We start from the raw sequence: 12,777 nt of genomic DNA, 5'->3' as shown, positions 1-12,777 counted from the left end.
CCTGCGCAATAAACACAACACGCCACCGCGTTTTTAAAAATCCTGTCTATTCTTAACTGTATCTCTACCGCCATGCTGAGTGAATGGTCATTAACAGCGACTACCGGAGATACCTGATATGCCAACCAGTAAAGCTAGTACCGGATTTAACAGCTATGTTTCAACCGGCCACCTGCCAGATCAACATACCGTGACCACCTTAGTGCAAGAAGCGCATGCGCGTTTCGGTACCGATACGAATGGGAAGGTTTCGACGGTTTATCCGGCATTAGAACGCGTCGATCCGGATCTGTTTGCGATTTGCATGGTGGGAACCGACGGTTCGCTGCACGCCGCCGGCGATATTGACCATGAATTTACCATCATGAGTGTCTCGAAACCCTTTGTGTTTGCGCTGGTTTGCCAAGCCATTGGCCCGAAAGTCGCACGTGAACTGCTCGGAGTGAATAGCACCGGCATGGCCTTTAACTCCGTGGCGGCGATTGAAAAAACTACCGATGGTCGCACCAATCCCATGGTAAACCCAGGCGCTATCGCCACCACCAGCTTCGTGCCCGGTACCACGAGTGATGAACAATGGAAATTTATTTACGACGGACTTTGCCGTTTTGCCGGTCGCAAACTAACACTTAATGAAGAAGTGTATCAGTGCGCCAGCGATACCAACTTTCGTAACCGTGGGATCGCCAACGTGCTGCAAGGCTATGGGCGGTTAGGCAGCGATCCGATGGTCGCGACCGATTTGTACACCCGTCAGTGCGCTTTAAATGTCAGTGCGCGCGACTTAGCGGTGATGGGCGCGACCTTGGCTGACGGCGGCGTCAACCCGCTGACCAAAGAGCGGGTGGTCGACAACGATGTCTGCCACTACACGTTGGCGGTCATGGTGACGGCGGGCTTGTATGAAACCTCCGGTGATTGGCTGTATGACATTGGTTTACCGGGGAAAAGCGGGATTGGCGGCGGGATCGTCACCGTCTCCCCGGGCAAAGGCGGCTTAGGGACATTTGCGCCGTTGCTAGACAGTGCGGGTAACAGTGTGAAAGGACAGCTGGCCGCGCGCTTTTTATCGCGCACCTTGGGCATGGATATGTTTGTTTCCGAACCGTATATCGATAAAACCATCGACAAAGGTTAAGTCACGCAGGCGGCGGTCTGCTGGCAGACCGCCGTGAATGTTGGCAGAACAAAAACACCTGTTAAAAGGCTAGAGATCTTATGGGTAATCAATCAGCTCACCTCACGGGTCAAGAAGTCAAAGAATCCTGGGTACCAATGATCGCCATTGCGATGGCTCAGGTGCTCATGTCCTTCAACGTTGCCTCTCTGCCCGTTGCTCTGGGCGGGATGGTCAGAAGCTTTAACGTTCCACCGACTACCATTGCCACGGCGATCGTTATGTACTCGCTGTCGGTCGCGGGTTTTGTGATGTTGGGTGCCAAACTTAACCAGCGCTTTGGGCCGGTGCATGTGTTCCGGGTCAGCGTACTGGTCTTCGGTGTTGCTCAGATCATGATGACCTTCAGCCCGAATGCCACCATCATGATCAGCGCCCAAGCGTTAAGCGGCTTGACCGCAGCGGCACTGGTACCGGCGCTGGTGGCCTTGATTGCTGAAAACTACCGCGGCTCACAACAAGCCACGGCGCTGGGTGCATTGGGTTCGGCCCGTGCCGGTGCGGGGGTGAGTGCGTTCCTTATCGGTGGTGTGCTGGGCACCTACATCGGTTGGCGTCCGGCGTTCGGGATCTTGATTGGTCTGTCGGTGATCATTTTCATCCTGAGTTTTCGTCTGAAAGCCGATAAGGCGCGCCCAGATGTCAGCATTGATCTGGTTGGTGTGGTGCTGGCGGCGGCGGCGATCATTTTGATGTCGTTCGGTTTTAATAATCTCAATCGCTGGGGCTTTGGCTTAGCCACTGACAGCGCACCGTTTACCTTATTCGGACTGTCTCCGGCGCCGTTCATGATTGTGGTCGGTATCGTGTTGGCGCAAGCCTTTGTGGTGTGGACGCGTCGTCGTCAAGAGCAAGGCAAGACGCCGCTGCTGGCGCTGGAAGTGATTAACTCGCCGAGTGAACGGGCGGCAGTAATTGCCATGTTTGCGGTGGTGGCGCTGGAGGCAATGCTGAACTTCTCGGTGCCACTGTATATCCAGATTGTGCAGGGCAGTACCCCAATGGCGACCGCCATTGCCATGATGCCGTTTAACCTGTCGGTGTTCTTCTCCGCCATGTTGATTGTGCGCTTTTACGGTAAGTGGACGCCACGGCAGATCGGTCGTTACGGCTTTATTACCTGTACGATCGCCCTGCTGTGGCTGTCGTTCGTGGTGCGCAACAACTGGAGTGAATTCGCGGTACTGTTCGGGTTGGTGGTGTTCGGTATTGGTCAGGGTTCGTTGGTGACCCTGGTGTTCAACGTGCTGGTAAGTTCGTCACCCAAAGAGCTGGCGGGGGATGTTGGCTCATTGCGTGGTACCACCAACAACTTAGCGGGCGCGATCGGTACTGCGGTGGCGGGGGCCTTACTGGTGGGATTACTCAGCGCTAACGTCATGCGCGGAGTGGCGGAAACGCCGATCCTGACTCCAGAGCTGCAATCGCAAGTGAATATGGACAGCATCAACTTCGTCAGCAATGACCGTCTGGAAAGCGTACTGGCACAAACCTCGGCCACACCGGAGCAAGTGGCAGAAGCAGTGCGCGTCAATGAAGAGGCGCGCTTACGCGCCTTGAAGTTCGGGCTGCTGATTATGTCTATGTTGTCACTGTTGGCGATTTTCCCTGCCAGCCGTTTACCGGATTATCTGCCGGGTGAATTGACCTCCGACAATCTGGATAAACCCAAAGCTAAATAAGGTTAAGCCACAAACGAAACAGCAAGCATGACACATGCCAGTGCGGTTGACTCAATCGCACTGGCAGATTTTCTAAGCAATAAGCATGTAATAAAGACCGCGTTACTGAATAAAAAATACCTCTATACCGGAACACAAAATAACGTCCCTGCAGGCAGTGAGCTTGGTGAACATGGTCGTCACGGTAAGGCTGAGCATGAGCTCTACATAACGGAACATGTGGCCAGCTATCCAGAGTAGGAAACCAAGGTAGGAAGCAGGGCAATTCAGAAAAAGGAAAGTCACAATGGCCAGTACAACTAAAACGGCAATCGGCGTGGCAACAAGCACCGGCAAAAAGGCATTTTGCTGTGGTGTTATGGTATTGAGCTCTTCTTTCTTTGCGTCGACGGTGTTGGCCGCTGGCAGCGAAGCGAGCACTCCGCAGTGGCATTATGAGTTGACGCCCTATATCTGGGCCGTCGGCCAAGATGGCAAGGTGGGGATAGCGGAAGGCCCCGGTAACGGCCAGCAATTTGAGCAAAGTTTTTCTGATATCTGGGATCGCATGGACATGGCGGGGATGGCTGCCTTTGAAGCGCGCTATGACCGCTGGGGTGTGATGGTGGACGCCATCTATCTGCGGATCTCGGATCAGGCCACCTTATCTGGCCCACGCGGCTTGGTCGACATCGATGCTGACGGCAAAGTGACGCAGCAACAATATGCTGTCGCAGGGTATTACCGCGTGCTCGATGAGCAAACCAAAGTCGATGCGGTTGCCGGTCTGCGCTACAACATTATCAACTGGGACGCGAATGCCACCCTGACATCACCTTTATTGCCCGATGTGAGCGTCACACCGACAACCTCAGAGCGTAAACGCTGGGTAGACCCTTATGTGGGGATCCGCGTACTGCATGATTTCGTGAACTATAACCAGTGGAGTGTAACGGGCTATGCCGATGTTGGCGGCTCAGGCTCTGGTTCTGATTTAACGTGGCAGATGATTGGCAGCGTCAACTACGCCTTTAACCCGACACTGCAAGGTCGATTTGGTTACCGCTACTTCTCGATTGATTATGACCGTGACGGTTTTGTTTATGATGTTGCGACCTCGGGTGTATATGTTGGCCTAGGTTTTGCTTGGTAGTTAATGAAATTACATGCAGTTAAATTAATTGCTTATGCGCATTACCAAAAAAGAGGATGCCGGACCCCAAGTAGTAGCTGTACTGACCCGATGCTTTGCTATCTGTATCTGTAAACGAAAAGGACAGAGCCATGAGATTAAGTAAGCTTGCTCAGATTACCGCGATGATGATGACCGTTCATGCCACCACCTCGGCTTATGCCGCCGGCAGTGAAACGCCTGCCGCTACAGCGACAGATAGTGGGCCAGCACACTTCCACCCACAGGGCAAACCACCATCAAAATATACGATTGCCCTGCACGATCAGAATAAAAACAGCTTACCGTTTGAAGATGCGCGTGATTTTGAAGAATCTCAAAAAGGCTTTATTGCCAAACCGCCATTTAAAAAGATCATGGCCGATGCCGGCAACGTTGCTTGGGATATGGAAAGCTATGAATTCCTGCTGCAGGGCAAAGACTTCACCAGTATTCACCCCTCATTACAGCGACAAGCCATTTTAAATATGGCTTATGGCCTGTATGAAGTGGTGCCGGATCGTATTTATCAGGTACGTGGTTTTGATTTGGCCAACATGACCTTCATCAAAGGGGATACCGGCTGGATCATCTTTGACCCACTGACAACTCGCGAAACTGCGGCGGCAGGGCTGGCGTTCGTGAATGAAAAACTGGGCAAACGGCCGGTAGTTGGCGTGGTGATTTCGCATTCGCACGGTGACCACTTTGGTGGAGTGCGTGGCGTAGTGGATGAAGCCGATGTGACCAGCGGGAAAGTGCCGTTGATTGCTCCAGACGGTTTTGTTGAAGCTGCCATTTCTGAAAACGTGTTTGCGGGTAATGCCATGGCACGCCGCTTTCAGTATCAATATGCGGTGTTGTTAGATCGCAGCCCATTTGGGCATGTGGATCAGGCCATTGGTAAGAATGTGGCGGTGGGTAATACCGGCCTGCTGGTGCCAAATCGCTTAATTAAAGATGATTTCGAAGAGATCACCATTGATGGCGTGAAAATGGTGTTCCAGAACACCCCAGATACCGAAGCGCCGGTGGAAATGAACACCTACTTCCCGCAATTCAACGCGTTTTGGGCGGCAGAAAACGTTACGGGAACCATCCATAACATCTACACCTTGCGCGGCGCACCGGTACGAAATGCGTTGAACTGGTCAAAACAGATCAATACTGCTTTGTACAAATTTGGCGATGATGTGCAGGTGATGTTTGCCTCACACAGCTGGCCTCGTTGGGGTAATGATCGCATCAAAGAAGTGCTGCGTGCACAGCGCGATCTGTATGCCAATATGAATAATCAGGTGCTGCATTACGCCAATCAGGGCGTCACCATCAACGAAATTCACAATGTCTACCAAGCGCCACCAAGCTTGCAGCGTCAGTGGGCGGCACGCAGTTACCACGGCTCTGAGCCGCATAACTCACGGGCGATCATCAACCGTTTTATCGGTTATTGGGATGGTAACCCAGCCACCCTGATCCCGCTGTCGCCACGTGAATCTGCGCCTTTGTATGTCGAGATGATGGGCGGTGCGGCCAAGATTTTGGCCAAAGGCAAAGAGCTGAACGAGCAAGGCAAATACTTGGAGGCCACCGAGATCCTGAACAAACTGGTGTACGCCGAACCGAAAAACCAAGATGCCCGTAATTTACTGGCTGATGCGTATGAACAGCTCGGTTATCAGAAAGAAAGTACCAGTTTGCGTAATAGCTTCTTGCAAGGTGCTTACGAGTTACGCACCGGTATTCCGCAATCGTTACCGCCAAGAACCACCGGCCCCGATGTGATTAGCGCCATGCCGACCTCGTTATGGCTGGATTTCCTCGGCATCAGCATGGATAGCAAAAAAGCCGATGGCATGGCATTTACCATCAACTTGGTGACGCCAGATAACAACGAACGTTACTTAATTGAGATGAGTAACGCGACCCTGACCAACATTGCCAACTATCAGGCGAAGAACCCGACCTTAACCATCACCTTGAATCGTGCTGATTTGAACAACGTCATGATGGGGGCGACGACCTTTGAAGCACTGGAGTCAGCGGGCAAGGTGAAGATGGAAGGGGATCGCTCAGCCTATAACAAGCTGAAAAGTACCTTAGTCCGCTTCACGCCGGACTTTGAAATTATCCCTGGAACCACCAATGCGCAGCCAACTCCGGCTTCCGTTACTAGCACCAGCACTACCACGCCAGCGGATAACAGCAATAACCCGTTTGAATATGTGATTTATCCTTCAGAAGAGGATTAATTCCACGTAATCAAACGAAATAAACCGTTATGGGCGTGATTTATTGCGTTCGCGCCCATAACGCAATAAATAAGACATGTCGGTACGTTTATCGGTGAGCGATTTTAGGAAGTACGTGAATAAAGAAATAGTTAACGTAGAGGGAGAGTACGACATGAAAAAAAGAATAAACGTACCGCGATGTGCCGTCATAAAACCGACGAAGCGATATAGAAAAATAATATAGATAAACCATATAGACGAAACCATAAGAGCGACCGCAGACGGTAATCGACAATTTTCTGGCAGGTGCTGTTGGCTAAGTAAATGATAACGAATGATATAAAGATATAACAGGGTGTAGTTAAACAGGCACCAATAACAAAACTTGTCACTCAGTGGCATTTTAACCAACCCTGTTTATACTCATTCTAAGTACGGGCTCGTTATCTGTATGAACTAAAAGCCATTATTAACAGCGCATACTTGCTTTTGGGTGGGTATTCATGATGTTAAATAATAATTTTTTTAAAAAAATTTTCGGGTTAGCGTTATTTTCAGTCAAGACAGTGAAGAAAATCTTCGTCTTGCTACTGGTATTTTTAGTGGCGCTGATTGCTATTCGAATTTATGACACTGAACGCGGCCCTAAACTGCAGGCGTGGCACACGTGGACGCCCGATGAAATGTCGGTGGCGCAAGTTGATAATGCGAGCTTTAGTGATTATCTGGCGCGCGAAGATGATATTTATAAAAATTTAAAAGAAAATGTCACGGATAAAATTCCCGAAAGTGAAAAAACTGAACTGAATCGTTATTACGAAAATAGTTTGGTTTACCCGCCAAAATTCCATCAAGACTGGAACCGTTCGTATTTATTGATGCCAGAAGGCAAGCCGCAGGGCGCGGTGGTGTTGCTGCATGGGCTGACAGATACGCCGTATAGTTTGACCGAGATGGCTGCTCTGTATCAGTCGAAAGGGTTTGTGGTGGTGGCGCCGCGGTTACCGGGGCACGGTACCGTTCCGGCCGGGCTGACTAGCGTTGGGCGCAATGAGTGGTTGGCGGTAACCCGTATGGCGGTGCGCGAAGCCACCGCGCTCGCCGGTGAACAGGTGCCGTTGCACATTGTGGGCTTTTCCAATGGCGGCGCGCTGGCGATGAAATACACCCTCTCTAGCCTCAATGACAAAACGCTGCGCACGCCACAACAAGTCATTCTGTTATCGCCGATGATCGGCATTACCAGTTTTGCTCGCTTTGCTGGCTTGGCGGGATTGCCTTCTATCTTCCCTGCGTTTGCTAAATCCGCATGGCTGAGCATTATTCCGGAATTTAATCCGTTCAAATATAACTCGTTTCCGGTAAAAGCGGCCAGAGAGTCATTTTTGCTGACGCAGGAGTTACAGCAAAGTATTCGTGAGCTGACACCGGAAGACTTGCATAAAGTACCGCCGATTTTAACGTTCCAATCGGTGATGGACTCAACGGTCAGCACCCGTGCGGTAGTGAACTCGTTATACCGCTATTTAGGCGATAACGGCAGCGAACTGGTGCTGTTTGATATTAACCATGCGGTCAGCTTCCCTCCGTTATTCCGCCGCTCCGCTTACACCGCGGTCAACTCCTTGTTGCCACGCGGGGCGCGCAATTACAACACCATCGTGATTACCAACTTAACGCCGAACTCACCGGAAGCGGTGGCGACAGTGACCCGCGCAGGCGAGACGCGCACCCTGACGACGCCGATTGGGCTCCGCTATCCGAATGACATGTTTTCGCTGTCCCACGTTGCGCTGCCGTTTTCTGTGACGGACTCGCTCTATGGCAGTGCGCCGGTAGATAAAACTCGCTATGGCATCAATCTAGGGACAATTTCGATGCGCGGCGAATCATCGGTACTGATTGTGGGGATGGATGCACTGATGCGTGCCACATCCAATCCTTTCTTTACCTACATGATGGATGTGGTCGAAGGCCGGATTGCGTGCAGTGACAGCAGTGATCTCTTGGCCTGTCTTAATCAGCACTAAGCTTAATCCGTACTAACACCGTTCGGATGGCACAAGGTCGAGCATAAATGGCGGCGTAGCGGATAGCCGGTACGCCACGAAAACGTAAATTCAATCGCTCAGGATTCAGCAAACTGTTTGCGCCCCGCTGTTCTGTGAGTGACCGCATTCAATGTTAAGTGAAGAGATGCTGCCGTGAATATGAAGCGCATTATGATGGTATGTCTGGTGATGGCCCTCTCCGGCTGTGATAGAGGTGCTCAGACTGAGCAAGATACATTACGGCCGGTGAATGTCTACGACGTGAGTAATTCGTTGAAAAAAGGCGTTCGTACCTTCCCTGCGCGCGTGGTCGCTGGCGATAAGACTGACTTGTCATTCAAAGTGCCGGGCACGCTCAATCGGGTCGAAGTGTTGGAAGGCGAGCGAGTCACGCCGGGGCAACTGATTGCTAGCCTCAACAACTATGATGTGCTGCATCGTCTGTCGGATCGCCAAGCTTCCTATAATTTGGCGCAAAAACAATTTAACCGCTTCTCGCAGCTCAGAGCCCGAGATGTGGTGTCCAAGGCGGATTTTGATGTGCAGCGCGCCGCTCGAGATTCTGCCTTGGCGGCACTGAATCTGGTCAAACAAGAGCTGCAAGATATGCAGTTACGCGCGCCATTTGCGGGAATTATTTCGAATGTCAGTGTCAGCAATTATCAGGTGATCTCCCCTGGGCAGACCATTGTGACCTTAAACTCCCTTGATACATTGGATGTGGTGTTCAATGTGCCGGAAAGCTTATTCAAGCTAATCAATGAACAGAACAAAGCTTATCAGCCGACAGTGACCATCAATAACCTGCCCGGTAAAGAGTTTATTGCTCAATATAAAGAGCACCGCGCTAACGCATCGGCTAACTCGTTGACTTATCAGGTCACGCTCACCATGCCACGGCCGAAAGATTTCCCTTTATTATCAGGGATGAGCGGCGTGGTGCGTATCAATCTCGATAACATCCCGTCGGCGGCCAATCGCGTGAGCGTGGTGGTGCCGGTGGATGCGGTCTTTAGCCCAGATGGCAATATCTGCGGCAAAACCTGCGTGTGGGTGGTGCAGGAAAAAGAAGGTAAATATTTTGTCGAAGCCCGTAACGTGACGCTGGGCGGGTATACCTCCGAGGGCGTGCAGGTGCTCTCCGGCTTATCCGATGGTGAGCGCATCGTAGCGACAGGGGCCAATGAACTTAAAGAAAATCAGCAAGTGAGGATCTGGGTCCGCGAGCGAGGTTTATGATGAAACTGCTAGATTTTTTCATAAAAGACAATACCCGCGCTTGGCTGCTGATTATCTTGTTGGGCGTGGGCGGCGTTATCTCGTTTCTTAACATCGGAAAGTTGGAAGACCCCGCGTTTACCATCAAAACGGCGGTTATCGTCACCCGTTATGACGGTGCGTCGGCCAAACAAGTTGAAGAAGAGGTGACGTTACCGCTGGAGCGCTTTATCCAGCAATTGCCGTATGTGGATAACATCACTTCGATTTCTGGGGTGGGCTTATCGCAAATCACGGTCTCCATCTTGGATCGCTATGGCCCGAATGAGCTGCCGCAAATCTGGGATACCTTGCGTCGGCGGGTGGCTGACGCCGCGCTGGCGTTTCCGCCCGGAGTCAGTCCGCCGTTTGTGAATGACGACTTCGGTGACGTGTACGGGATTTTTCTTTCCCTGTATGGCAAAGGCTACAGTAACCAAAGCTTACGTGACTTTGCCGAAACCTTGCGCCGCGAGCTGGTGGTGATCCCAGGGGTGGGCAAGGTGGTGATCTCTGGGATTATTCCGGAAGAGATCCAAATTGAAGTCTCGCGCGCCAAAATGGCGTCGTTCAATATCACGCCGCAGCGTTTGCATGCCATTTTGAGCCAGCAAAACGTGGTGTCTAATGCCGGTAATGTGCTGGTGGGCAACAAGAAGATCCGCCTCAATCCGACCGGTGAATTTAGCAGTGTGCAGGAGTTGAGCACGGTGGTGATCAGCGAGCCGGGTGCACCAAAAAGTGTGTATTTGCGCGATATTGCCACCATCACGCAAGGGGTAACGCACGCGCCTAACAATATTTACCGCGCTAACGGTATGTCGGCGGTGGTGCTCGGGGTGTCTTTTGCGCCCAATGTCAGCGTGATTAATGTCGGTAATCTGGTTAAGGAAAAACTCAACGAGCTGGAAAGCGAACGTCCTGCCGGGATGGAGATGAGCCTGTTCTACGATCAGGCCTCTGAAGTAGAAACGGCAGTAAATGGCTTTATCGCCAACTTTCTGATTTCGCTATTGATTGTTATCGGGATCTTGCTGCTCTTTATGGGAGCGAAAAGCGGGATTGTGATTGCGTTGTCGCTGGCACTGAACGTGCTGGGGACCTTGTTTATCATGAAAATGCTGGATATTGAGCTGCAGCGGATCTCGCTCGGGGCGCTGGTGATCTCGCTCAGTATGCTGGTTGATAACTCGATAGTGATTGTGGAAGGGGTATTGATTGCCGGTAAGCAGGGTAAATCGTTGCTGGCGGCAATCCGGTATGCGGTGGGCAAAACCATGCTGCCGCTACTGGGGGCGACCATTATCGCCATTCTGGCGTTTGCGCCGATTGGTCTGTCGAATGATTCCACCGGTGAATATTGTAAGTCGCTCTTTCAGGTTCTGCTGATCTCTTTGATGCTGAGTTGGTTTATTGCACTCACGATCACGCCGGTACTGATGAAGTGGATTTTCAAAGATCACGGTGAGGGAACCCTTACAGAGGTCAGTACGGTAGACGAGAAGGCCGCGGATGCGACCGTTAAGCCCGCTGACGTCGCGGCTACAGAAACCTTGACAGAGGACAGCGAGCAGAAAGACGAGGCTATTTACTCGGGGGCAGTGTTCCGTATTTATATGGGCACGCTGGATAAATTGCTGCGCTTTAAAACGCCGACGCTGTTAATCCTCGGTGCCTTACTAGCACTGTCTATCTGGGGATTTGGCTCGGTGCGGCAGAGCTTTTTCCCTCCGTCAAATACGCCAATTTTCTTCGTCGATTTGTGGCTGCCGTTTAACACCGATATCAAGCACACCGAGCGCGTAGCAGCAGAAATTGAGCAGCATATTCGCGAAAAAGAGCCGGTTAAAGGCACGGTGGTGACAACCGGTCAAGGTGCGCTACGCTTTATCCTGACTTACAACGCCCAGCGTTTGTATTCTAACTATGCGCAAATTTTGGTGAAAACCGACGATCTGCAAGTCATCCCTGGCATGGTGAAAGAGATTGAGTCGTATATTCGCGCTCAGTATCCGGATGTGCGGGTGCAGTCAAAACGCATCATGTTTGGCCCATCAAACAGCAGCTCGATTGAGGCTCGCTTCATTGGAGCCGATCCAGAAGTGCTGCGTAATTTGGCTGATCAAACCATCCAGATTTTCAATACTGTGCCGAGCGCCGATGGGGTGATGCATGATTGGCGCGAGCGGGTACAGGTGATCCGTCCACAATACTCTCAGTATCTGGGCTCTGAGTTGGGGGTGGATAAGCGCGAAGTGGATTTGGCATTACGCCTGAACTTTGAGGGCGCGCCGGTCGGTATTTACCGTGACGGCAGCCGTTTGATGCCGATCATGCTGCAAACGCCAGTCGAAGAGCACTTAAATGTCGAGCACCTGAATGATGTGATGGTGTGGAGTAATGCCCAGCGCACCTTTATCCCGATTGATAACGTGGTCAGTGAATTCACCTCAGAGTGGGAAGACCCGCTGATTATGCGCCGCGATCGGAAAAGAACCCTGACCGTGATGGCTGACCCAAGCTCTGTCAGCGGCGAAACCTCGGCAGAGTTGCTGCAGCAGATCAAACCGAAGATGGATTCGTTGGTGCTGCCACAAGGCTATTCGCTGGAGTGGGGCGGGGACTATGAGAGTACCAAGAATGCGCAGTCAGGGCTGTTGCTGAGCTTGCCGGTGGCCTTTGTCATCATGTTTATCATCACGGTGTTGATGTTCAGCTCGTTAAAAAATGCGGTCGCCATTTGGTTGACCGTACCGCTGGCGATGATTGGGGTGACGTTTGGTTTTCTGCTCACCGGGATCCCGTTTGGCTTTATGGCGTTGATTGGGTTGCTCAGTTTGAGCGGGATGTTGATCCGTAACGGGATTGTGCTGGTGGAGGAGATTGGCTTACAGCGCAAAGAGAAACCGTTTAAAGAGGCAGTGATTTATGCCGCCGCATCGCGGATGCGGCCTATCTTGCTGACCGCATTTACCACGGTACTGGGGTTAATCCCGCTGTTAAGTGATGCGTTTTTCCAGAGTATGGCGGTGGTGATCATGTTCGGTCTTGGCTTTGCCACGGTACTGACGTTGCTGATTTTGCCGGTGATTTACAGCTGCTTTAACAAGCCCGATCCGGTGACGGGGCACTGAGTTCGCCGAGTTATAACGCGACACTGATCTCTGAATGAATAAGGCCGGCGCTGTGCAAACACGTCGGCCTTGTTTTTTGCGGTGAGATAACC

Annotated in this window: 8 protein-coding genes; all 8 read left to right on the top strand. The window is 51.6% G+C overall.

Going from position 1 to position 12,777, the window contains the following annotated elements:
- Positions 1–118 precede the first annotated feature (118 nt).
- The 8 genes from glsA (at position 119) to LQ901_RS09930 (ending at position 12,685) form a co-directional block, all read left to right on the top strand.
- A complete protein-coding gene (glsA, locus tag LQ901_RS09965) occupies positions 119–1,138 on the top strand; it encodes a glutaminase A (protein WP_010862260.1) in 1,020 nt (339 codons plus the stop codon).
- An 80-nt stretch (positions 1,139–1,218) separates the two neighbouring features.
- Entirely contained in the window at positions 1,219–2,859 is a 1,641-nt protein-coding gene (locus LQ901_RS09960; RefSeq protein WP_010862259.1) for an MFS transporter, read from the top strand.
- A gap of 27 nt (positions 2,860–2,886) precedes the next feature.
- Entirely contained in the window at positions 2,887–3,099 is a 213-nt protein-coding gene (locus tag LQ901_RS09955; protein WP_064977369.1) for a hypothetical protein, read from the top strand.
- Positions 3,100–3,145: 46 nt separating this feature from the next.
- Entirely contained in the window at positions 3,146–3,991 is an 846-nt protein-coding gene (locus LQ901_RS09950; protein WP_064977370.1) for a hypothetical protein, read from the top strand.
- Between the two features lie 131 nt (positions 3,992–4,122).
- A complete protein-coding gene (locus LQ901_RS09945; protein ID WP_082935471.1) occupies positions 4,123–6,261 on the top strand; it encodes an alkyl/aryl-sulfatase in 2,139 nt (712 codons plus the stop codon).
- A 488-nt stretch (positions 6,262–6,749) separates the two neighbouring features.
- Positions 6,750–8,273, top strand: a complete 1,524-nt coding sequence (locus LQ901_RS09940) for a carboxylesterase (RefSeq protein ID WP_052021516.1) — start codon at positions 6,750–6,752, stop codon at positions 8,271–8,273.
- Between the two features lie 174 nt (positions 8,274–8,447).
- A complete protein-coding gene (locus LQ901_RS09935; protein WP_167550121.1) occupies positions 8,448–9,533 on the top strand; it encodes an efflux RND transporter periplasmic adaptor subunit in 1,086 nt (361 codons plus the stop codon).
- Positions 9,533–12,685, top strand: coding sequence for an efflux RND transporter permease subunit (locus tag LQ901_RS09930; protein WP_064977371.1), 3,153 nt, complete (start codon positions 9,533–9,535; stop codon positions 12,683–12,685). Before LQ901_RS09935 ends, LQ901_RS09930 begins: the two co-directional genes overlap by 1 nt.
- Positions 12,686–12,777 lie beyond the last annotated feature (92 nt).

Origin of the sequence: Plesiomonas sp. PI-19 (genome assembly GCF_021368255.1) — a bacterium.
Taxonomy (GTDB): domain Bacteria; phylum Pseudomonadota; class Gammaproteobacteria; order Enterobacterales; family CAMTGL01; genus Plesiomonas; species Plesiomonas shigelloides.
The sequence above is the reverse complement of the archived record's forward strand: the minus strand, read 5'-3'. Positions and strand labels throughout refer to the sequence as shown.